The following is a 21,979-nucleotide window of genomic DNA, read 5'->3' as shown; positions in this document are numbered from 1 at the left end:
TCGTCTGGCGCCTTTGCTTTAAGAGCTTCAAGCGCGGATGTGGTGGAATTGGTAGACACACTGGATTTAGGTTCCAGCGCCGCGAGGCGTAAGAGTTCGAGTCTCTTCATCCGCACCAAATAAAGCTTGGTCCCGTCGAAAGGCAGGGCAGGGCTCGACAAAGAAGTGGTTTGGTTTCTTTGTTAACGCAATATGGTGGGCGTAGCTCAGTTGGTAGAGCACGGGATTGTGACTCCCGTTGTCGAGGGTTCGATCCCCTTCGTCCACCCCATATTCGAAAGGCGCCAGATTTAACAGTCTGGCGCCTTTTTTGGTTTCAGCGGTTCGAAATATCCAGCGGCTGCAGGTAATGGGGCGCGATGGCAGCGCGTTTCGTCGTATTTATGTATCTCGATGATGCTGCGCTGCCTGCCAGCCCTGTTTGCGGGGTTGGCCGTCAGGGAGATGGATGACGACTTCTTCTATATATAGAAGGGGCGGCGCAGAGCCCTGGCGTGATGGGTTGTATTTGTCACCGGGGCGAGGTGCATCCGTGCCTTCGTACCGATAAATTGCCGGCTGTTTTCGGGCGTATTTGCAGTAGGGTGACTTCTTGAGTTTGACCCACTAGAATGCATGCCCTTGATTGGGGTCGGAAATGGCCGGCTAACGTCTGTGCAACGAGGAATATCCATGCAAGTTTCTGTTGAAAATACTACTGCTATCGAGCGTCGCCTGAGCATCACCGTGCCGGCTGAGCGCATCGAAACTGCGGTCAACAAGCGTCTGCAGCAGACTGCCCAGAAGGCCAAGATCGCTGGTTTCCGTCCAGGCAAAGTGCCAATGAGCGAAATCAAGCGCCGTTTTGGTGCCGATGCGCGCCAGGAAGCTGTCGGTGACGTGATCCAGGCTTCGTTCTACGAAGCTGTTGTCGAGCACAAGCTGAACCCAGCGGGTTCGCCGTCGATCGAGCCTAAGTCCCTGGAAGCTGGCAAGGACCTGGAATACGTTGCTGTATTCGAAGTGTTCCCTGAATTTGAAGTGGCCGGTTTCGAAGGTATCGAAATCGAGCGTCTGAGCGCCGAAGTGGCTGATTCGGACCTGGACAACATGCTGGAAATCCTGCGCAAGCAGAACACCCGTTTCGAAGTGGCCGACCGCGCTGCCCAGAACGAAGACCAGCTGAACATCGATTTCGTTGGCAAGGTTGACGGCGAAGTCTTCGCTGGCGGCTCCGCCAAGGGTACTCAGCTGGTGCTGGGTTCCAACCGCATGATCCCGGGCTTCGAAGACGGCCTGGTTGGCGCCAAAGCCGGCGAAGAGCGCGTTCTGAACCTGACCTTCCCTGCTGACTACCAGAACCTGGACCTGGCTGGCAAAGCCGCCGAGTTCACCGTGACCGTCAACAGCGTTTCCGAGCCTAAGCTGCCAGAGCTGAACGAAGAGTTCTTCGCTCAATTCGGCATCAAGGAAACCGGTATCGAAGGCTTCCGCACCGAAGTTCGCAAGAACATGGAGCGCGAGCTGCGTCAGGCCATCAAGTCCAAGGTCAAGAACCAGGTCATGGACGGTCTGCTGGCCGCCAACCCGATCGAAGTGCCTAAGGCCCTGCTGTCCAACGAAGTGGATCGCTTGCGCGTTCAAGCTGTCCAGCAGTTTGGTGGCAACATCAAGCCTGACCAACTGCCGGCCGAGCTGTTCGAAGAACAAGCCAAGCGCCGCGTCGTGCTGGGCCTGATCGTGGCTGAAGTGGTCAAGCAGTTTGACCTCAAGCCTGACGAAGACCGCGTTCGCGAAATGATCCAGGAAATGGCTTCGGCCTACCAGGAGCCTGAGCAGGTCGTGGCTTGGTACTACAAGAACGATCAGCAACTGAACGAAGTGCGTTCGGTTGTGCTGGAAGAACAAGTTGTGGATACTGTTCTGCAGAAGGCTAAGGTGACCGATAAAGCGGTCTCTTACGAAGAAGCAGTCAAACCGGCGGAAGCAGCACAAGCCGACTGATTGTCCAACTCGTTGGAAATACAACCATAAGCCAGCCTCGCGCTGGCTTATGCGTTTTCAAGACATGACTATTTGGGAGTAACTGCAGAGCATGTTCCGTAATTCCTATATTCAGCAGAACTCTGATGTCCAGGCCGCTGGCGGCCTGGTCCCGATGGTTGTCGAGCAGTCCGCTCGTGGCGAACGCGCCTACGACATCTACTCGCGCCTGCTCAAGGAGCGAGTGATCTTTCTGGTGGGCCCCGTAGAGGACTACATGGCCAACCTGATTTGTGCGCAGCTGCTGTTCCTTGAAGCGGAAAACCCGGACAAGGACATCCATCTCTATATCAACTCGCCGGGCGGTTCGGTGACAGCAGGTATGTCGATCTACGACACCATGCAGTTCATCAAGCCGAACGTCTCGACCACGTGCATTGGCCAGGCCTGCAGCATGGGTGCATTCCTGCTGACCGCCGGTGCCGAAGGCAAGCGTTTCTGCCTGCCGAACTCGCGCGTGATGATTCACCAGCCACTGGGCGGTTTCCAGGGCCAGGCGTCGGACATCGAAATCCACGCCAAGGAAATCCTGTTTATTCGCGAGCGCCTCAATACGTTGATGGCCAAGCACAGCGGGCACACCCTGGAAGAAATCGAGCGCGATACCAACCGCGACAACTTCATGAGTGCCGAAGCTGCGAAAGCATACGGGTTGATCGACGACGTGATCAGCCAGCGCCCCGCTTAATATAAGCTGCTCAAAATAGGGCTGGTCGGCATGTCCGACCACTGGCGGGCTTGAAAAAGCCCGCATAAGCCTTCATCTTGTGTTGCAAGCCTATCGGATTTGGATCGAACGAATGACTGACACCCGCAACGGCGAGGACAACGGCAAGCTGCTCTATTGCTCCTTCTGTGGCAAAAGCCAGCATGAAGTGCGCAAATTGATTGCCGGCCCCTCGGTCTTTATCTGCGACGAGTGCGTCGACCTGTGCAATGACATCATCCGTGAGGAGGTGCAGGAAGCCCAGGCCGAAAGCAGCGCGCATAAATTGCCTTCGCCTAAAGAAATCAGCGGCATCCTTGACCAGTACGTGATTGGTCAAGAGCGTGCAAAGAAGGTTCTGGCCGTAGCGGTGTACAACCACTACAAACGCTTGAACCAGCGTGACAAGAAAGGCGACGAAGTTGAACTCGGCAAGAGCAACATCTTGCTGATCGGTCCTACAGGCTCGGGTAAAACCCTGCTGGCAGAGACCCTCGCTCGCCTGCTGAACGTTCCGTTCACCATCGCCGACGCCACCACCCTCACCGAGGCTGGCTACGTGGGTGAAGACGTCGAGAACATCATTCAGAAACTGCTGCAGAAGTGCGACTACGACGTAGAGAAAGCCCAGATGGGTATTGTCTACATCGACGAAATCGACAAGATTTCGCGCAAGTCGGACAACCCGTCGATCACGCGAGACGTTTCCGGTGAAGGCGTGCAGCAAGCCTTGTTGAAACTGATCGAAGGCACGGTCGCTTCCGTACCGCCACAAGGCGGCCGCAAGCACCCGCAGCAGGAATTCCTTCAGGTTGATACGCGCAACATCCTGTTTATCTGTGGTGGTGCGTTCTCCGGCCTGGAAAAAGTCATCCAGCAGCGTTCGACCCGTGGCGGCATCGGCTTCAGTGCCGAAGTGCGCAGCAAGGAAGAAGGCAAGAAGGTTGGCGAGTCCCTGCGTGAAGTCGAGCCTGACGATCTGGTCAAGTTCGGTCTGATCCCGGAATTCGTGGGTCGTCTGCCAGTCCTGGCGACGTTGGACGAACTGGATGAGGCTGCTCTGATTCAGATCCTCACCGAGCCGAAAAACGCCCTGACCAAGCAGTACGCCAAGTTGTTCGAGATGGAAGGTGTGGACCTCGAGTTCCGTACCGACGCCCTCAAATCGGTGGCCAAGCGGGCACTGGAACGCAAGACCGGTGCACGTGGCCTGCGTTCGATTCTGGAAGGCGTGTTGCTCGACACCATGTACGAAATCCCCTCGCAGTCCGAGGTGAGTAAAGTGGTGATCGACGAAAGCGTTATAGAAGGTAAGTCCAAGCCACTGTATATCTACGAAAACAGTGAGCCGGCTGCCAAGGCTGCGCCTGACGCGTAAGCGTTCCGCGGTTTCGGTATAAACAAGGGGCCTCCAGGGGCCCCTTTGTTTTTACGGCGTTTTTACCCCAAAGCGTTTACTGCGTTTAACTGCTGGCAATAAGCTTGTTTTTTTTGCATGCAGCCCCCATCTTGGTTTCAAGCTTATTTTTCATCTGTCATAGAGGCGAAATCATGAAGACCACCATTGAATTGCCTCTCCTGCCGTTGCGTGATGTCGTCGTCTATCCGCACATGGTTATCCCGCTGTTCGTGGGGCGCGAGAAGTCTATCGAAGCCCTCGAGGCCGCGATGACGGGCGACAAGCAAATCCTGCTGTTGGCCCAGAAGAATCCTGCTGACGATGATCCAGGCGAAGATGCCCTGTATCGCGTCGGTACCATTGCGACCGTGCTGCAACTGCTCAAGCTGCCAGATGGAACCGTCAAGGTGCTGGTGGAAGGTGAGCAGCGTGGTGCGGTCGAGCGTTTCATGGAGGTGGATGGCCACCTGCGCGCTGAAGTGGCGCTGATCGACGAAGTCGAGGCCCCTGAGCGCGAGTCCGAAGTGTTTGTACGCAGCCTGCTCTCGCAATTCGAGCAGTATGTGCAGTTGGGCAAGAAAGTCCCGGCTGAAGTCCTGTCTTCCCTCAACAGCATCGATGAGCCAAGTCGCCTGGTCGACACCATGGCCGCGCACATGGCGCTGAAGATCGAGCAGAAGCAAGACATCCTTGAAATCATCGACCTGTCGGCGCGTGTCGAACACGTGCTGGCGCTGCTGGATGCCGAAATCGACCTGTTGCAGGTCGAGAAACGCATCCGTGGTCGCGTGAAGAAACAAATGGAGCGCAGCCAGCGCGAGTACTACCTGAATGAGCAGATGAAGGCCATTCAGAAAGAACTCGGCGACAGCGAGGAAGGCCACAACGAAATCGAAGAGCTGAAAAAGCGCATCGATGCCGCTGGCCTGCCGAAAGACGCCCTGACCAAAGCCACTGCCGAGTTGAACAAGCTCAAGCAGATGTCACCGATGTCGGCCGAAGCCACCGTGGTGCGCTCCTACATCGACTGGCTCGTGCAAGTCCCGTGGAAGGCCCAGACCAAAGTGCGCCTGGACCTGGCGCGTGCCGAAGACATTCTCGATGCCGACCACTATGGCCTCGAAGAAGTCAAAGAACGCATCCTCGAATACCTCGCTGTGCAAAAGCGCGTGAAGAAGATTCGCGGTCCGGTGTTGTGCCTGGTGGGTCCGCCTGGCGTGGGTAAAACCTCGCTGGCTGAGTCGATTGCCAATGCCACCAACCGTAAATTCGTGCGCATGGCCCTCGGTGGTGTGCGTGATGAAGCGGAAATCCGTGGTCATCGCCGCACTTACATCGGTTCGATGCCAGGAAGATTGATTCAAAAGATGACAAAAGTGGGCGTGCGCAACCCGCTGTTCCTGCTCGATGAAATCGACAAAATGGGCAGCGACATGCGTGGCGATCCAGCGTCGGCGTTGCTGGAAGTGCTCGATCCCGAGCAAAACCACAATTTCAACGACCATTACCTGGAAGTCGACTACGACCTGTCCGACGTAATGTTCCTGTGCACCTCCAACTCCATGAACATCCCGCCAGCGTTGCTGGACCGGATGGAAGTGATTCGTCTGCCGGGTTATACCGAAGACGAGAAGATCAATATTGCCGTCAAATACCTCGCGCCCAAGCAGATTTCGGCCAACGGCCTGAAGAAGGGCGAGATCGAATTCGAGGTCGAGGCGATCCGCGACATCGTGCGTTACTACACTCGCGAGGCCGGTGTGCGGGGCTTGGAGCGCCAGATTGCGAAGATTTGCCGCAAGGCGGTCAAAGAGCATGCATTGGAAAAACGCTTCTCGGTGAAGGTAGTTGCCGACTCCCTGGAGCACTTCCTGGGCGTGAAGAAATTCCGCTACGGCCTGGCTGAGCAGCAGGATCAGGTAGGACAGGTGACTGGCCTGGCGTGGACCCAGGTGGGCGGCGAATTGCTGACCATCGAAGCCGCTGTCATTCCTGGTAAAGGTCAACTGATCAAGACCGGTTCCCTGGGTGACGTGATGGTTGAATCCATCACTGCCGCGCAGACCGTGGTGCGCAGCCGCGCCAAGAGCCTGGGGATCCCCCTGGACTTCCACGAGAAGCACGACACGCACATCCACATGCCGGAAGGGGCGACCCCGAAAGACGGCCCTAGCGCTGGTGTAGGCATGTGCACGGCCTTGGTGTCGGCATTGACGGGCATTCCGGTGCGCGCCGATGTCGCCATGACCGGGGAAATCACCCTGCGTGGTCAGGTATTGGCCATCGGTGGTCTGAAAGAGAAATTGCTTGCTGCACACCGGGGTGGTATCAAGACGGTGATCATTCCTGAAGAGAATGTTCGCGACTTGAAGGAAATTCCTGACAACATCAAGCAGGATCTGCAGATTAAACCGGTTAAATGGATTGACGAGGTCCTGCAAATTGCGCTGCAATACGCGCCGGAGCCCTTGCCGGATGTGGCTCCGGAGATAGTTGCCAAGGACGAAAAGCGCGAGTCTGATTCCAAGGAAAGAATTAGCACGCATTAATGTGTTAAAGCCTGGGGGGCTTCCTTGACAGCTTTTTAGAGCCCTTGTTATAAAGCGGCTCTTAAGTGTCTGTAGGCCATTCAGCACTGGTTTTTGCTTTCACCAAAAAACTTAGAATCATACTCAATAGATATATAAGGGGACTTAGAGTGAACAAGTCGGAACTGATTGATGCTATCGCTGCATCCGCTGATATCCCGAAAGCTGCTGCTGGCCGTGCGCTGGATGCAGTAATCGAATCCGTCACTGGCGCTCTGAAGGCCGGCGACTCCGTGGTCCTGGTAGGCTTCGGTACTTTCTCTGTGACTGACCGCCCAGCTCGCACTGGCCGTAACCCACAGACTGGCAAAGCACTGCAGATCGCTGCTGCCAAGAAACCAGGTTTCAAAGCCGGTAAAGCCCTGAAAGAAGCTGTTAACTAAGCTTCGATCCAGCCTTTACCTACCCGGGACGAACGTAGGTTCGACCTGGGAGCGGAGCGGCGGCAGACCCACGTATGCATAGGGTCGCGAAGCCGGGGGGAGAACCAAAGCCCCCGTCCGCTCCGCCAGTTGCGAGAAGGCGCATCCTTGGATGCGCCTTTCTTATATCCGTACTCTACCCACGCTCCACGGTTGCCTATTCTTGAAGTTCAACCGTTTCTGGGGGACGCATGCTGCAAAATATCAGGGACAATTCACAAGGCTGGATTGCCAAGACCATTATCGGGATCATCGTCGCATTGATGGCGTTCACCGGTATCGAGGCCATTTTCCAGGCTTCGGGTAACAGTAAGCAGGACGTGGCCAAGGTCAACGGTGAAGAAATCACCCAGACCGAACTGAGCCAGGCCGTCGACATGCAACGTCGCCAGCTGATGCAACAGCTGGGCAAGGATTTCGATGCCTCCCTGCTGGATGAAAAACTGCTGCGCGAAGCGGCCCTCAAGGGTCTGATCGATCGCAAGCTGTTGCTGCAAGGTGCGGCTGACTCCAAGTTTGGCTTCTCTGAAGCTGCGCTGGACCAGGTAATCCTGCAGACACCGGAATTCCAGGTGGACGGCAAGTTCAACGCCGAACGCTTTGACCAGGTGATCCGTCAACTGGGCTACAGCCGTATGCAATTCCGTCAGATGCTGACCCAGGAAATGCTGATCGGTCAGGTTCGCGCAGGTATTGCTGGCAGCGGTTTCGTCACCGATGCCGAAGTGCTGGCATTTGCGCGTCTGGAAAAACAGACCCGCGACTTCGCCACCGTCAACATCAAGGCCAACCCTGGCGCGGTGAAACTCACCGACGATGAGGTCAAGGCTTACTACGACCAGCACGCCAAAGAGTTCATGACCCCGGACCAGGTGGTCATCGACTACCTGGAACTGAAGAAGTCTTCCTTCTTCGACCAGGTCAGCGTGAAGGACGAAGAGCTGCAGGCGGCCTATCAGAAAGAAACCGCCAACCTCGCTGAACAGCGTCGTGCCGCGCACATCCTGATCGAAGTCAACGACAAGGTCACCGACGCGCAAGCCAAGGCCAAGATCGAAGAGATCCAGGCACGCCTGGCCAAGGGTGAGAAGTTCGAAGCCCTGGCCAAGGAGTTCTCCCAGGATCCGGGTTCGGCCAACAGTGGCGGCGACCTCGGCTTTGCCGGCCCTGGCGTCTACGACCCGGACTTCGAAACTGCCTTGTACGCGTTGAACAAAGACCAAGTCTCGGCACCGGTACGCAGCACCTTCGGTTGGCACTTGATCAAGCTGTTGGGCGTTGAGGCACCGCAAGTGCCGACGTTTGCCAGCCTGAAAGACAAGCTGACCAAAGAGCTCAAGACCCAGCAGGTTGAGCAACGTTTTGTCGAAGCGACCAAGCAATTGGAAGACGCAGCATTCGAAGCCTCCGACTTGGCCCAGCCGGCGTCCGACCTGAAGCTGACCGTTCACACCTCCGCGCCGTTTGGCCGTGAAGGTGGCGAAGGTGTTGCGGCCAACCGTGCCGTGGTCACCGCAGCGTTCAGCCCGGAAGTACTGGATGAAGGTGCCAACAGCACCGCCATCGAACTGGACCCGGAAACCATCATCGTGCTGCGTGCCAAGGAGCATCTGAAGCCTTCGCAACTGCCGCTGGAAAGCGTCAATGCGGCGATTCGCACGCAGATGGCCAAGGAGCGCGCCAGCGCAGCTGCCAAAGCTCATGCTGACGAGTTGATCGCCAGTCTGCGTGATGGCAAGACTGCGCTGAACCAGCCGGTCGACGGCCAGGCGTGGAAAGTCACTGAAGCGGCCACCCGTGGCCAGGAAGCGATCGACCCTGCCGTGCTGCAAGCCCTGTTCCGCATGCCCAAGCCTGCGGCCAAGGACAAGCCGACCTTCACCACCGTGACCTTGGCGGATGGTAGCCTGGTGATCGTGCGCTTGAACGGTGTCAACGAAGCTGCTGCCCCAACGGACGAAGAAAAGGCGCAATACCGCCGCTTCCTCGCCTCCCGTGTCGGCCAGCAGGACTTCGCGGCCTACCGCAAGCAGTTGGAAACCAAGGCTGACATCAAGAAGTTCTGATGTCGGTTTGAACAAAAAGCCCCCGGCCTGAAAAGACCGGGGGCTTTTTCATGTGCGCTAGACTGGTCGCTCGTTAACGCCAGCCAGGGAGTTTCAAGCGTGTCCATTCAAGGAGTAGAAGCGTGGGTGATCCGTCGCGCGAGTGCAGCGGATGTCCCGGCTGTGTTGCAGGTGTTTGATGGTGTGATCGCCTGGTTCGTGAGTAGGGGCAATACTGCTCAATGGGGCACTGAGCCCTGGTCGGCACTGCCACGCCGAGTCGAGCAAGTCACGCAGGCCTGCGCGTTGCCGGGTGCTTGGGTAGTCGAGGCGCCAGACGGGCTTATCCTGGCGGCACTGGTGCTGGGTGAGTCGATGCCTTACGTGCCGGCAGCCTGCGAGCCGGAAGTCTATGTGCGATTGCTGATCGCCGCGCGTGACGTGCGTGCCCGTGGGCTGGGTCGACGGCTGCTGGCCTTCGCCGACGACCAAGCCCGTGCTGCTGGAGCGAGGCGCCTGCGAGTGGACTGCTATGCCGGTGGCACCGGGGAGCTTGTGCGGTTTTATGAAACGTGCGGGTATCAGCGTCTCTCAACGTTCGAGCTGGAGGGATGGCCGGGCCAGTTGTTGGGACGCAACCTGTGAGGCCCCGATCAGCGCCAGTAGCATCAGTAGCACAATTGCCCATGGAAACGCGGTGACGCCCCAGCCCTGAAGCAATACACCGCCCGCCAGCCCACCACCTGCTATCCCGAGGTTCCACACGGTCACCAGCATCGACTGGGCGGCGTCCGCCGACTCACCCGCTGATTTGGCTAGCGCTGTTTGCAGCAATGCAGGCAGCCCGCCGAACGCCAGGCCCCACAACGCGACGGCGAGATAGATGACCGCGGGCACGTTCATCCAGAAGGCCAGTGCCAAGGCAATCACGCCAAACAGTGCGCAACTGATCAGCAGCAGTGCGCGCAGCCATCGATCAATCAGCACGCCGGCCAGCCAGATGCTCAACAAAGCGGCGAGGCCGAACACCAACAGCACTCGGTCGATATCCGCAGCAATGCCGGCTGGCACCAGCAGCGGAGCGATATAGGTGTACAGAACGTTGTGGGCCAACACGTAGGTCAAGGTCACCCACAGCACCGGACGAATCCCCGGCAAGGCCAGCACTTGATGCAGGCCCAGGCGTTTTCCAGCCGGTTCGCCAGCGAAATCCGGCAGTTGCCAACGCGCCCATACCAAGAGCACCAATGTCAGCCCGGTCATGATCGCAAAGCTCAGCCGCCAGCCGACCACGGCGCCCAGAAAGGTGCCGGCGGGCACGCCCAATGACAGCGCCAACGGTGCCCCAAGCATGGCCACCGCAATCGCGCGGCCTTGCAGATGAGGTGCCACCATCCGGCTGGCATAACCCGCCAGAAGTGCCCACAGCAGCCCGGCAAACACGCCGGCGAAGAAGCGTGCGACGAGGGTCAGCCCGTAGTGGCTGGAAAGGGCGGTCACGCTGTTGACCAAAGCAAAGCCGCCAATCGCGATAAGCAGCAGAGGGCGGCGTCGCAAGCCTCGGGTCAACAGCGTCAGGGGGATGGCCGCCAGCAGTGATCCGAGGGCGTACAGCGTGACCAATTGGCCAACCAGTGCGGGTGACACGTCCAAGCCTTCGCCCATTTGTGGCAAGAGACCGGCGGGCATGGCTTCGGTGAGGATGGTGATAAAACCGGCACTGGCCAAGGCCAGCAAACCACCCAATGGCAGCGTGTCCCGCTGGACTTTCATGGGGGAATCGGTAAGGGAGGTCATCGTGCTCTATCCATGCAAAAGGGCAAGCAAGCAGGGTAGGGGGCTGTGGTCGGCGGAAAAACAGGCTAAGGTTCCGAACTTATCGGACTTCAACGTCCGCAATCATCGAGGATTTTTTCATGGACAGCCTGGGCAGCCTTTCCGTTTTCGTGCAGGTGGCGGAGACCCGCAGCTTCACCGCTGCCGGGCGTGTGCTGGGCGTATCGTCTTCAGCCATCGGCAAAAGCATCGCGCGGATGGAAGAGCGCCTAGGCGTGCGGTTGTTTCACCGCAGCACTCGCAGCATCACCTTGACCAGCGAAGGTGCGCTGTTCCTTGAGCGCTCGCGGCGCATCCTGGCTGAGGTCGAGGCCGCCGAACGGGAGCTGACCGAAGCCAGTGCCACACCGCGCGGCAAGTTGCGGATCAGCGTGCCGCAAGTGCGTGGCCTGTTGATGCCGGTGATCAGCGACTTCATGCGCGCCTACCCGGACATCGAACTGGATGTGGATTTTTCCGACCGCATGGTGGATGTGATCGAGGAAGGGTTCGACGCGGTGATTCGCACCGGCAAGCCAGAAGATTCGCGCTTGATGGCCCGCCACCTGGGGCATTACCAACTGGTGCTGGTGGGAACACCAGGGTATTTTCGCCAGCACGGTACACCGCAGCAGCCGCAACAGTTGAGCGAGCATGCCTGCCTGCGCCACAAGTTTTGCGCGACCGGCAAACTGGAGCACTGGCCGCTGCGACTTGACCCCGGCACCTCGGATCCCGTTTTGCGCGCCCCGCTGGTAAGCACCACGATCGAATCCCTCAACCACGTGGTGCACGAAGGCCTGGGTATCGCCTGTCTGCCGGACTACATGGTCAATCAGGCGGTGAACGAAGGACGTCTGCAGCGGGTGCTGGATGATTATCTGGAGCACCGGGGGAGCTTCTGGATGTTATGGCCATCAAGTCGCCATGCCTCGGCCAAACTGCGCGTGTTTATTGATCATATGTGTGCCGGGCTGTTTCCTACGGGCGGCGTCGCGTAAGGCTGTGACGTTTTACCGACAGGAATGCGCGCGCCAAGGCAGCGTTCTGTTGCACAATACCGCCCGGACCGTTTTCCTCAGGATTTTCAATGTCGACATCATTTCACTTGCGTAGCCTCGGGCTGGCGCTGGTGCTGGCGGGCGCCGCGGGCTGCTCGTCACCCAAGACCGCCATTTATGAACATGAGAATTTCGACGACTCCGGTACGTTTTCCCGGGATTACCCGGTCACTGACGTTGCAGCGTGCGAAGCCGCGCGGCGTGCCTTGCTGAGCCAGGGCTACATCATCACCAGCAGCGATCCGAAACTGGTGGTGGGCAACAAGAGCTTCCAGCAGACCGGCGAGACCCATCTGCAGATCAGCTTCAACGTGGTGTGTGCCGATGATGGCAAAGGCACCAACCATTCGACGATGTTTGCCAACGCCCTTCAGGATCGCTATGCGCTGAAGAAGGTCAACAACTCCGCAAGCCTGGGGGTGGGCGTGCTGGGTTCGGTGTCGATGCCGATCGGCTCCACCGATGACTCGATGGTGAAGGTGGCCAGCGAGACGGTGTCCGCGCCGAAGTTCTACGAGCGTTACTTCGCGCTGGTGGACGTGTTCCTGCCGCAAGAGGTGAAGAAGGCCGAGAACATTCCCGAGAAGCCCAAGGCTGAGCTCGGCGTGCCGGAACCTAAAGCCGCACCCGCCGCCGAGAAGGTCGAGCCTGCGAAGGAAGAACCCGCCGTTTCACAGCCGGTAGCGCCACCCGTCGAAGCTGCGCCGATTGCGCCGCAAGCCGAGCCTGCACCGGCCACCAGCAACCCGGACCTGCCACCGCCGACAGAAGCGATTCCGCCCCTGCCGACGCCTGCGCAGTAAATCAGACTGCTACGGGGTTCGTTTTGTCGACGTTGATCCCGTAGCGGCTGATGGCTTCACTGACTTTTTCACGCGCGATCACGCCGTCGTCCGCCAATGCCTTCAAGGCGGCCAGTACGATGAAGTGCCGGTCCACTTCGAAGAGTGCGCGTAGGTTTTCGCGGGTATCCGATTGCCCGAAGCCGTCGGTGCCCAGCGCCACAAAACGTCGACCGGGTACGAAGGGGCGGATCTGATCGGCGAACAGCTTTACATAGTCCGTCGCCACCACCACCGGCCCCATGTGCCCGACCAGGCATTGCTCCACGTAACTCACCCTTGGCTCGCACTCTGGGTGCAGCAGGTTCCAGCGCTCGGCCTCATGCCCGTCACGGCGCAATTCGGTGAGGCTGGTCACGCTCCACACATCGCTGCGTACGCCGAAGTCTTTCTCCAGCAGTTCAGCCGCCGCCATGACCTCCCTCAGGATTGAGCCGCTGCCCATCAGTTGGACTTGCGCCTGCTTGCTGGCACCCAGCCTATACATACCCTTGAGAATTCCATCTTCCACGCCATCAGGCATCGCCGGGTGCGGGTAGTTTTCGTTGAGCAGGGTGATGTAGTAGTAAATGTCCTCTTGTTCGACATACATCCGCCGCATGCCTTCGCGAATGATCACCGCCAGCTCGTAGGCAAACGTCGGGTCGTAGGACACACAGCACGGAATCACCGACGACAGGATATGGCTGTGCCCATCGTCATGCTGCAAGCCTTCGCCCATCAACGTGGTGCGGCCGGCCGTGGCCCCTAACAGGAAACCGCGGGCCCGCGCATCGCCGGCCGCCCAGGCGAGGTCTCCGACCCGCTGGAACCCGAACATCGAATAGAAAATATAGAACGGCACCGTCATCAGGCCGTGGTTGCTGTAGGACGTACTCGCTGCGATCCAAGAGGAAATGGCGCCGGATTCATTCAGGCCTTCCTGCATGATCTGTCCGTCCTTGCTTTCCTTGTAGTAGCTCAGTTGTCCTGCGTCCTGTGGGGTATAGAGCTGGCCGACGGCGGAATGGATACCGATCTGACGGAACAGGCTCTCCATGCCGAAGGTGCGCGATTCATCCGGCACGATGGGCACGATCAGCTTGCCCAGGTGCGGGTCTTTGAGCAGGGTGCCGAGGATGCGCACGAAGGCCATGGTGGTCGAAATCGCGCGCTCGCCCGTGTCTTTGAGCTGGGTGGCGAACGCGCTCAATTCAGGGATTTGCAACGATTCGACCGCACTGTGCCGCGCCGGTACATAACCGCCGAGCGCCTGGCGACGTGCAACGAAGTAGCGGGCTTCTTCGCTGTCGGCGGCGGGTTTGATGTAAGGGATGTCGGCGAGTTGGTCGTCGGCCACTTCGAGGGCGAAGCGGTCGCGGAAGGCTCTTATAGCGTCGGCGCCCATTTTCTTGAGTTGGTGGTTGATGTTCTGGCCTTCGCCGGCTTCGCCCATGCCAAACCCCTTGACGGTCTTCGCCAGGATCACCGTAGGTCGGCCACTGTGGCGCACGGCAGCGGCATAGGCGTTGTAGACCTTGTCCGGGTCATGTCCGCCCCGTGAGAGTTTCCAGATATCGTCGTCAGACATGTCTGCAACCAACGCCAGCAGCTCCGGATATTTGCCGAAGAAATGTTCGCGAACGTAGGCGCCGTTCTGTGATTTGTAGTTCTGATAGTCGCCGTCCACGCATTCCATCATGCGTTGGCGCAGCAGCCCGCTCTGGTCTCTTTCCAGCAGCACGTCCCAGCCACCGCCCCAGATCACTTTGATCACGTTCCAGCCGGCGGCGCGGTACAGGCTTTCGAATTCCTGGATCACCTTGGCATTGCCGCGCACCGGGCCGTCCAGGCGTTGCAGGTTGCAGTTGACCACAAAGATCAGGTTATCGAGTTTCTCACGCCCGGCCAGGGAAATGGCGGCCAGGGATTCCGGCTGGTCCATTTCGCCATCGCCGAGGAAGGCCCAGACCTTGCGGCCCTGATGTTGCTTGAGGCCACGCAATTCCAGATAACGCATAAAGCGCGCCTGGTAAGCGGCAGTGATCGGGCCGAGTCCCATGGACACGGTGGGGAACTGCCAGAAGTCAGGCATCAGCCGTGGGTGCGGATAGGATGAAATGCCCTCGCCACCGGCCTCACGTCGAAAATTGTCGAGTTGTGCTTCGCTGATGCGGCCCTCCAGGTAGGCGCGGCCGTAGATGCCAGGGGAGGAGTGGCCCTGGATGTACACCAGGTCGCCATCAAAGGTATCGGTACGCCCACGGAAAAAGTGGTCGAAGCCTACGTCATACAGCACGGCCGCTGACGCATAGGTTGCGATGTGCCCACCCACACCTGAGTGCTTGCCTGCTCGCAGCACCATTGCCATGGCGTTCCAGCGGATAAACGCGTTGGTGCGACGCTCAATGGCCAGGTTGCCAGGGTAGGGCAGTTGGCGGTCCAACGGGATGGTATTGACGTAGGGCGTGGTGACCCGCCCGTAGAAGTCGCCATGCCGCGCCACATCGAAATCCAGCAACTGATCGATCAGGTAGTGGGCGCGCGGGCGACCTTCGGTGGACAGCACCGATTCGATGGACTCCAGCCACTCGCGTGTTTCCTGTGGATCGTCGTCGCGTCTGACTGCGTTGTTCGGGGTCATGTGAGGCTCCAGGGTAGGCGGGTTTCAAGTGGCGGGCTCCTTATGGGAGTGCCGAAAAAGTAATTGCAATTGCAACTACATGACCGAATCTAGCGCGGGATGAGCTACTATTGCAACCTTCTTGAAATCTCCCGGATGGTGTTGGATGTCGTCGAAAGAACCGGATGTATGGTTCCGTTTTGTCAGGGCCCACAGGACGGTCATCCGTGAAATCGAGCGGCGCCTGGCCGAGGCGGACCTGCCGCCGTATGCTTGGTATGACGCGCTGTGGGGCTTGGAAAGCGGCCCCGACGGCACCCGCCGTATGCACGAACTGGCTGATGTGCTGGCCATTGAGCGCTATAACCTCACGCGCCTGGTTGATCGCTTGGAAAAGGACGGACTGGTCGTGCGCTCGCGCTCCGATGGCGACGGTCGCGCGGCGTTTGCCTTGATCACCGACGCCGGCCGGGTGTTGCGTAAAAAGATGTGGAAGATCTACGAAAGCACGGTGGATGAGTTGTTTCTGTCGCAGATCGAGCCGGAGCAGCGCCAGGGATTTGCGGATGCATTGGAGCGCACGGCAGGGCTGGCGATGGAGGCCGGGGGGCAGACCCGCAGCCGGCGCAAAACCTGAAACTCAGTGCAGATCGAATGTGGGAGCGGGCAAGCCAGCTCCCACAGTTGGCGGCGTTCCAGTTCATTGGAGTGGGTACCGGGCCATCGCTGTTTCCACCTGCTGAAGAGCAATACGCCCCTCATCCGCCAATGCCCGCAGCGCCATGACCACGATCCAATACCGACTCGGTGCCGCCGCTTGCACTGACCCCGCTCCCAGCGGCACAAACCGCGCATCCACATACCCCGCTAATTGATCGACAATCGCCTGCGGATACCCCGTGACAGCAATCACCGGCGCTGCATTTGCGGCCAGGCATTCACGTAAATGGCAACTGCGCTTGGGCGCTGTAGGGTGCAGCCGATTCCAGCGTTCAGCTACTGCAGCCTCGCGCGCCAGTCGTGTGTAACTGGGGCTGCTCCAGACCTGCGCAGTGATGTCCCAGTCCTGCTTCAATAATCGTGCGGCGTGCAGCACGTCTTCCAGTGCGCTGCCCGCACCGAGCAAACGTACGTCGCCCGTGTGGTCACGCGTGATGGGGTACATGCCCTTGAGCGCGTCCTGGCGATCCTGCGTGCTCAGCACCGCTACGCTTTGCTGATCATGCAACGCGAGGTAATAAAACCCCGGCTCACCCTCGACATACAAGGTGTGCAAGCCTGCCAGCACAATCGTCCGGGCTTCCTCGCCGGAAGCGGGGTCGTAGGGTGTGCAACGTGGATGGGTGGCGAGCCACAGTGGCAGGGAAGGTTGTGTACCTTTGGGCCAGGCGGAAGGCTGGTTTTCAGTGTCGTTGCACAGGATGCCGCGCTGTTGTGTGGCGTCCGACAACGCACTCAACTGCGCCGACGAATGCGCGCTGTGCAGGTAGAGCAAGGGTTTTTCGGCGGTATTGCGTGCAAACCAACTGGGCCAGTTACCCACACGCCGGGAGTGTGACTGGCCGCGAATCACCCAGGCTTGCCGGCTGAATTCCAGGGTGTTGGCCATGCTCATCACGGTATACAGCGGTGAGCGGTGGACGGTGTCGGTGATGTTCAGTGCGTCGATACAGAGTTGCGCGGCGTGTGCAGTAGTGGCGGACATGGGGAGGGTCACCTGGCGACGAATGCCATTACCCTAAAGGAAATTTGTATTTGATTGCAATTGCAATCATTGCAATGGTTTCTCATGGCCCAGGTGCTAAATCCCGGTAACGCTGCTACGTTTAATCCTTAGGTGCAGGAACGTCATGACGCCGACATTTTTTCGTCATGACGGCACTTTAGGCTGGTGATGCAGGTCATTTACCTGCAGTCACTCTTAACTCAAGAAGGAGTCCACCATGGACGATTACCAGGAAGAACTGCTGGAGTACCACGCGATTGAGTTGGACCCGCTGGAACCGGCTGACGACGCTACAGAGCTGTAATACCGACTTCAGGCGGAATGCCGCTGACTGCGGCGAAATTCCCCTGGGGTCTGGTTGTTCCATCGCCTGAAGGCCCGTTGAAACGCCTGGGCCGAGGCAAAACCGAGCAAGTAGGCGATCTCGCCGAACGCCAGTTCCGTATCGCGGATGTAGGTCATGGCCAGGTCGCGGCGGGTGTCATTGAGAATCGCGCGGAACTGAGTGCCTTCGTCGGCCAGTTTGCGGCGCAGTGTCCAGGTGGGCAGCTTCAAGCGTGCCGCCACTTCTTCCAGGTCGGGTTCCCGGCCGCCATTGAGCATGGGTCCGAGCAAGCGGGTAATGCGCTCGCGCAGGCTGCGGGTGCGGGTCAATTGCTCCAACTCTCTCTCACAAAGTTGTAACAACAGGTTCCAGGTGCTGGGGCAATGCTGTGGGTTGCGCAGGGCCAAAGTCTGCTGGTTGAGGCGCAGTTGGTTGGCCTCGGCACCGAAGTGGATGTCTCCCAGCACGCTGTACTGATCGCTGTATTCCGGTGCCTCGAACTCGATGTCGATACGCTGCGCCTGCACCGGTTGCTGGGCCAGGCTCGACAGTTGATGCAGCCAGCCGGCGATGATCGAGTCCACCACAAAGCGGTTGTAGGCGTTGTAGGGGCTGATGGAGTAGAACCGCAACCAGGCGCCTTCGGCATCTTCGGCAAAGCTCGACTGCCCGCGATAATTGGAGCCGTACAGCGCTTCAAAGCGAGTCAATGCGCGCGCCGCCTCGCGTACGTTGGGCGCTTGCGCGGCAGTGACGCCCGCCAGCCCGGCCTGGCTCAAACGGCTGAGCTGGCCCATGCGCAGGCCCAGGCCCGCGTCGCCGGTCAGTTGGATGGCGGCATGGCCCAGGCGCATATAGCGCGGGATCGACAACCGTGCACCCGCTTCGGCGAGGCGCGCCGGGTCGAGGCCGTATTGCAGCAGCAGCGGTTGCGGGTCCAGGCCGTGGCTGTGAATGGCATCGGCCAGGGTGTGCACGAAGCCCACCGACAGATCACCCAGCCGTACGGGCTTCACAGCCAGATATTCAACAGGCGCGCGCCACGGGCTTCGCCATCGGCGTTGACTTGCCCGTTGCTGCTGAGAAAACTGTGCCCGGCCGTGCCCAGGTCCCAGAACTGGCCCCGCAGGAACACACTCATGCCGGCGCTGGCCTGGCTGACCGGTGGCTGGCTGATCAGGGTCAGGCGACGCCAGGCTTCGCCCTCACTGAGTTCTTCGGGCTTGAGGCTGATTTCGGTCGGCGTGGACACGCTTTTGAAGCCGCGCCAAGGGCGGTCCCAGGTATCGCGGCCCAGCACAAAGGCCGGCACGGCGATCAACTGGGCGCCTCGTTCGTTGAGTTTGCGGTAGTTGTCCGGGTACCAGCTGTCGCTGCCCACCAGTACGCCCAAGCGGCCGGCCGGAGTGTCGACCACACTGACGACGTTTTCATCACCCGGCTCGATAAAGCCGCGCTCGTCATAGATCGGGTAGAGCTGGCGCTGCGGATCGCCGATCGGCAAGCCATCGGCGGCAAACACCACGCTGGCGTTGTACAAGGCGCCATGGCCGACGCGCAGTTGGCCCTGGCTGACACTCGGGTTGGGCAGGGTGATGGAGCCGGCCACCAAGGTGACACCGAACTCCTTGGCCAGGCCACCGAACAGCACTTGATAGTCCCGCGCCATGCCGTCGGCTTTCATGCGCAGGTAGGCGTCGTCGGTGCGGTTGTCGCCGGTGGCGCTGATCCAGGCGCGGGCGAACAGCAGCGGGTTGCTCACCGACAACCAATTCATCGCATCCTTGACGTGGAGAGCCTGATACACCTCGTTCTTTTCGCCGGTGAGCATCAGCCAGGTACCGATGTGTTCCGGTAGCACGACGATGGTCTTGTCGTTGATCAGCCCCTGGTCGCGGGCTTTTTGCAGGTAGGCCGCGAGCTTCAAGTGCAGGCGTTCCAGGCTCTGGTAGTCGGCGGGGAACAGCTCCGGCTGGATGCCCAGCAGGTTGCCCCGGTCGGCCGGCAGGCCTTCGTTGACGGCGAGGGTGATGCGCAGGTCCGACAGGTAATGCGCCACGGGGCGCTCCTGGGTCCAGACCAGATACGCGGCGACGGCGGCAACCAGGGCCATGGTGACGGTAAAAGCGAGAAGTTTACGCATGGGGCAACAGACAACAGACCGTGTGTAGGGTTCGCGACTAGGGTAGGGCCCATGAGCGGGCTTGCCAAGGGGCGCTGTGCATTTGGATCAATAACTTGTCAGTTTCAGTCATTGAGCCGTCGTCCACTGCCTCTTAGTCTGTGGGACATAAACCGATGGCAGGCCATTCGAGCCTGCCACGTCCCGTGATGATCCGTTGTGGAGCTTGACCATGACCGCTGCTGCCTACCCGCACCTGCTGGCCCCGTTGGACCTGGGTTTTACCACCTTGCGCAACCGCACCCTGATGGGGTCGATGCACACCGGCCTGGAAGAAAAACCCGGCGGTTTCGAGCGCATGGCGGCCTATTTTTCCGAGCGCGCCCGTGGCGGCGTGGGCTTGATGGTGACCGGTGGCATCGGCCCGAATGACGAGGGTGGTGTTTACGCTGGCGCGGCCAAGCTGACCACCGACGAAGAAGCGCAGAAACACAAGATCGTGACCCAGGCCGTGCACGAGGCGGGCGGCAAGATCTGCATGCAGATCCTCCACGCCGGCCGCTATGCCTACAGCCCCAAGCAGGTCGCCCCGAGCGCGATCCAGGCGCCGATCAACCCGTTCAAGCCCAAGGAGCTGGACGAAGAGGGCATCGAAAAGCAGATCCAGGATTTCGTCACCTGCTCGCTGCTGGCCCAGGTGGCTGAGTACGACGGCGTGGAAATCATGGGTTCCGAAGGTTATTTCATTAACCAATTCCTCGCGGCTCACACCAACCACCGTACCGACCGTTGGGGTGGCAGCTACGAAAACCGTATGCGCCTGGCCGTGGAAATCGTGCGCCGTGTGCGTGAGGCCGTGGGCCCGAACTTCATCATTATCTTCCGCCTGTCGATGCTCGACCTGGTGGAAGGCGGCAGCACTTGGGAAGAAATCGTGCAGTTGGCCAAGGCGATCGAAGGTGCTGGCGCGACGATCATCAACACCGGGATCGGCTGGCACGAAGCACGCACCCCGACCATCGCCACCAAGGTGCCCCGTGGTGCGTTCAGCAAAGTCACCGCCAAGCTGCGCGGTGCGGTGCAGATTCCGCTGATCACCACCAACCGCATAAACACGCCGGAAATCGCTGAGCAGATTCTGGCAGAGGGCGACGCCGACATGGTCTCCATGGCGCGGCCGTTTCTGGCTGACCCAGACTTCGTCAACAAGGCTGCCGCCGGGCGTGCCGATGAGATCAACACGTGCATTGGCTGCAACCAGGCCTGCCTGGATCACACCTTCGGCGGCAAGTTGACCACCTGCCTGGTCAACCCTCGGGCGTGCTACGAGACGGAACTCAATTACCTGCCGGTCAAACAGATCAAGAAGATCGCTGTAGTGGGCGCCGGTCCTGCGGGCCTGGCGGCTGCCACGGTGGCGGCAGAGCGCGGTCATCAAGTGACCCTGTTCGATTCCGCCAGTGAAATCGGCGGCCAGTTCAACATTGCCAAGCGTGTGCCGGGCAAGGAAGAGTTCTTCGAAACCCTGCGCTACTTCAAGCGCAAATTGCAGACCACCCACGTCGAACTGTGCCTTGACACCCGCGTCGATGTGGCGCAACTCACGGCAGGCGGTTATGACGAGATCATCCTCGCCACCGGGATTGCGCCGCGTACCCCGGCGATTCCAGGCATCGACAATGCCAAGGTGCTGAGCTACCTGGACGTGATCCTGGAGCGCAAGCCGGTGGGCAAGCGCGTCGCGGTGATCGGTGCGGGCGGTATCGGGTTCGACGTCTCGGAATTCCTTGTGCACCAGGGCGTGTCCACCAGCCTGGACCGCGAAGCGTTCTGGAAGGAATGGGGCATCGACACCCAGCTGCAAGCCCGAGGCGGCGTGGCGGGGATCAAGGCCCAGGTGCATGCCCCGGCGCGTGAAGTGTTCCTGCTGCAGCGCAAGACCTCCAAGGTCGGCGACGGCCTGGGCAAGACCACCGGTTGGATCCACCGCACCGGCTTGAAGAACAAACAGGTGCAGATGCTCAACAGTGTCGAGTACCTGAAGATCGATGATGAAGGCCTGCACATCCGTATCGGCGCCGAGGGCGAACCCCAGGTGCTGGCGGTGGACAACATCGTCATCTGCGCCGGCCAGGACCCGTTGCGCGAATTGCAGGACGGCCTGGTCGAGGCCGGTCAGAACGTGCACCTGATCGGCGGCGCCGACGTGGCGGCCGAGCTGGACGCCAAGCGCGCCATCAACCAGGGCTCGCGCCTCGCCGCCGAGCTGTAAGACCCGAAGCGGGGCGGTGTTAGACTACCGCC

16 protein-coding genes and 2 tRNA genes are annotated in these 21,979 nt (G+C 59.7%); 13 read left to right on the top strand and 5 right to left on the bottom strand.

What is annotated here, in order from left to right:
• Positions 1-33: 33 nt before the first annotated feature.
• The 9 genes from AYR47_RS26500 (at position 34) to AYR47_RS32325 (ending at position 9,827) form a co-directional block, all read left to right on the top strand.
• Positions 34-118 (top strand) — tRNA-Leu (locus AYR47_RS26500).
• 77 nt (positions 119-195) lie between these two features.
• Positions 196-271: transfer RNA gene (locus tag AYR47_RS26495), tRNA-His, on the top strand.
• Between the two features lie 401 nt (positions 272-672).
• A complete protein-coding gene (gene tig, locus AYR47_RS26490; RefSeq protein ID WP_038848420.1) occupies positions 673-1,983 on the top strand; it encodes a trigger factor in 1,311 nt (436 codons plus the stop codon).
• 91 nt (positions 1,984-2,074) lie between these two features.
• Entirely contained in the window at positions 2,075-2,710 is a 636-nt protein-coding gene (gene clpP, locus AYR47_RS26485) for an ATP-dependent Clp endopeptidase proteolytic subunit ClpP (protein WP_033903269.1), read from the top strand.
• Positions 2,711-2,822: 112 nt separating this feature from the next.
• Entirely contained in the window at positions 2,823-4,106 is a 1,284-nt protein-coding gene (clpX, locus tag AYR47_RS26480) for an ATP-dependent Clp protease ATP-binding subunit ClpX (RefSeq protein WP_010209414.1), read from the top strand.
• A 173-nt stretch (positions 4,107-4,279) separates the two neighbouring features.
• The gene (gene lon, locus AYR47_RS26475; protein WP_033903268.1) at positions 4,280-6,676 is read left to right on the top strand and encodes an endopeptidase La; all 2,397 of its coding nucleotides are present in this window, start codon (positions 4,280-4,282) and stop codon (positions 6,674-6,676) included.
• Positions 6,677-6,825: 149 nt separating this feature from the next.
• The gene (locus AYR47_RS26470) at positions 6,826-7,098 is read left to right on the top strand and encodes an HU family DNA-binding protein (protein ID WP_003174819.1); all 273 of its coding nucleotides are present in this window, start codon (positions 6,826-6,828) and stop codon (positions 7,096-7,098) included.
• 230 nt (positions 7,099-7,328) lie between these two features.
• Positions 7,329-9,203, top strand: coding sequence for a SurA N-terminal domain-containing protein (locus AYR47_RS26465; RefSeq protein WP_061448969.1), 1,875 nt, complete (start codon positions 7,329-7,331; stop codon positions 9,201-9,203).
• Positions 9,204-9,302: 99 nt separating this feature from the next.
• Positions 9,303-9,827, top strand: a complete 525-nt coding sequence (locus AYR47_RS32325) for a GNAT family N-acetyltransferase (protein WP_082781541.1) — start codon at positions 9,303-9,305, stop codon at positions 9,825-9,827.
• On the opposite strand, the gene AYR47_RS26460 is transcribed toward AYR47_RS32325, so the two are convergent.
• Entirely contained in the window at positions 9,774-10,979 is a 1,206-nt protein-coding gene (locus tag AYR47_RS26460; RefSeq protein WP_061448968.1) for an MFS transporter, read from the bottom strand. The genes AYR47_RS32325 and AYR47_RS26460 overlap by 54 nt on opposite strands.
• Positions 10,980-11,098: 119 nt before the next feature.
• Between AYR47_RS26460 and AYR47_RS26455 the strand changes: the two genes are divergently transcribed.
• Together AYR47_RS26455 and AYR47_RS26450 are read left to right on the top strand one after the other, a co-directional pair.
• A complete protein-coding gene (locus AYR47_RS26455; RefSeq protein WP_033903264.1) occupies positions 11,099-11,998 on the top strand; it encodes a LysR substrate-binding domain-containing protein in 900 nt (299 codons plus the stop codon).
• Between the two features lie 89 nt (positions 11,999-12,087).
• The gene (locus tag AYR47_RS26450) at positions 12,088-12,861 is read left to right on the top strand and encodes a DUF2242 domain-containing protein (RefSeq protein ID WP_033903262.1); all 774 of its coding nucleotides are present in this window, start codon (positions 12,088-12,090) and stop codon (positions 12,859-12,861) included.
• 1 nt (position 12,862) lies between these two features.
• Here AYR47_RS26450 and aceE read toward each other — a convergent pair whose 3' ends face one another.
• On the bottom strand, positions 12,863-15,523 hold the full coding sequence (gene aceE, locus AYR47_RS26445) for a pyruvate dehydrogenase (acetyl-transferring), homodimeric type (RefSeq protein WP_033903261.1): 2,661 nt from the start codon (positions 15,521-15,523) through the stop codon (positions 12,863-12,865).
• A 145-nt stretch (positions 15,524-15,668) separates the two neighbouring features.
• Between aceE and AYR47_RS26440 the strand changes: the two genes are divergently transcribed.
• On the top strand, positions 15,669-16,139 hold the full coding sequence (locus AYR47_RS26440) for a MarR family winged helix-turn-helix transcriptional regulator (RefSeq protein WP_061448967.1): 471 nt from the start codon (positions 15,669-15,671) through the stop codon (positions 16,137-16,139).
• A gap of 63 nt (positions 16,140-16,202) precedes the next feature.
• Here AYR47_RS26440 and AYR47_RS26435 read toward each other — a convergent pair whose 3' ends face one another.
• The 3 genes from AYR47_RS26435 to AYR47_RS26425 all read right to left on the bottom strand — a co-directional run bounded on the left by AYR47_RS26435 (position 16,203) and on the right by AYR47_RS26425 (position 19,696).
• Entirely contained in the window at positions 16,203-17,207 is a 1,005-nt protein-coding gene (locus AYR47_RS26435; protein ID WP_061448966.1) for a transketolase-like TK C-terminal-containing protein, read from the bottom strand.
• A 333-nt stretch (positions 17,208-17,540) separates the two neighbouring features.
• Positions 17,541-18,569: an AraC family transcriptional regulator gene (locus AYR47_RS26430; protein WP_033903258.1), complete on the bottom strand. Its 1,029-nt coding sequence runs from the start codon at positions 18,567-18,569 to the stop codon at positions 17,541-17,543.
• Positions 18,566-19,696 (bottom strand): carbon-nitrogen hydrolase family protein, encoded by a 1,131-nt coding sequence (locus AYR47_RS26425; RefSeq protein WP_061448965.1) that lies wholly within the window; start codon positions 19,694-19,696, stop codon positions 18,566-18,568. The genes AYR47_RS26430 and AYR47_RS26425 overlap by 4 nt, the downstream gene beginning before the upstream one ends.
• Positions 19,697-19,907: 211 nt before the next feature.
• On the opposite strand from AYR47_RS26425, the gene AYR47_RS26420 reads away from it, so the two are divergent.
• The gene (locus tag AYR47_RS26420) at positions 19,908-21,947 is read left to right on the top strand and encodes an NADPH-dependent 2,4-dienoyl-CoA reductase (protein ID WP_061448964.1); all 2,040 of its coding nucleotides are present in this window, start codon (positions 19,908-19,910) and stop codon (positions 21,945-21,947) included.
• Positions 21,948-21,979 lie beyond the last annotated feature (32 nt).

This window comes from Pseudomonas azotoformans (assembly GCF_001579805.1).
In the GTDB taxonomy this organism is placed as follows: Bacteria; Pseudomonadota; Gammaproteobacteria; order Pseudomonadales; family Pseudomonadaceae; genus Aquipseudomonas; species Aquipseudomonas azotoformans_A.
This window is presented reverse-complemented; position numbering and strand designations above follow the sequence as displayed.

Bases quoted from the DNA above. Each gene is read 5' to 3' on its own strand.
- aceE (WP_033903261.1), bottom strand. From the start codon at position 15,523: ATGACCCCGAACAACGCAGTCAGACGCGACGACGATCCACAGGAAACA.
- lon (WP_033903268.1), top strand. From the start codon at position 4,280: ATGAAGACCACCATTGAATTGCCTCTCCTGCCGTTGCGTGATGTCGTC.
- AYR47_RS26465 (WP_061448969.1), top strand. From the start codon at position 7,329: ATGCTGCAAAATATCAGGGACAATTCACAAGGCTGGATTGCCAAGACC.
- AYR47_RS26455 (WP_033903264.1), top strand. From the start codon at position 11,099: ATGGACAGCCTGGGCAGCCTTTCCGTTTTCGTGCAGGTGGCGGAGACC.
- tig (WP_038848420.1), top strand. From the start codon at position 673: ATGCAAGTTTCTGTTGAAAATACTACTGCTATCGAGCGTCGCCTGAGC.
- AYR47_RS26440 (WP_061448967.1), top strand. From the start codon at position 15,669: ATGTCGTCGAAAGAACCGGATGTATGGTTCCGTTTTGTCAGGGCCCAC.
- clpX (WP_010209414.1), top strand. From the start codon at position 2,823: ATGACTGACACCCGCAACGGCGAGGACAACGGCAAGCTGCTCTATTGC.
- AYR47_RS26425 (WP_061448965.1), bottom strand. From the start codon at position 19,696: ATGCGTAAACTTCTCGCTTTTACCGTCACCATGGCCCTGGTTGCCGCC.
- AYR47_RS26420 (WP_061448964.1), top strand. From the start codon at position 19,908: ATGACCGCTGCTGCCTACCCGCACCTGCTGGCCCCGTTGGACCTGGGT.
- AYR47_RS26435 (WP_061448966.1), bottom strand. From the start codon at position 17,207: ATGTCCGCCACTACTGCACACGCCGCGCAACTCTGTATCGACGCACTG.
- clpP (WP_033903269.1), top strand. From the start codon at position 2,075: ATGTTCCGTAATTCCTATATTCAGCAGAACTCTGATGTCCAGGCCGCT.
- AYR47_RS26460 (WP_061448968.1), bottom strand. From the start codon at position 10,979: ATGACCTCCCTTACCGATTCCCCCATGAAAGTCCAGCGGGACACGCTG.
- AYR47_RS26450 (WP_033903262.1), top strand. From the start codon at position 12,088: ATGTCGACATCATTTCACTTGCGTAGCCTCGGGCTGGCGCTGGTGCTG.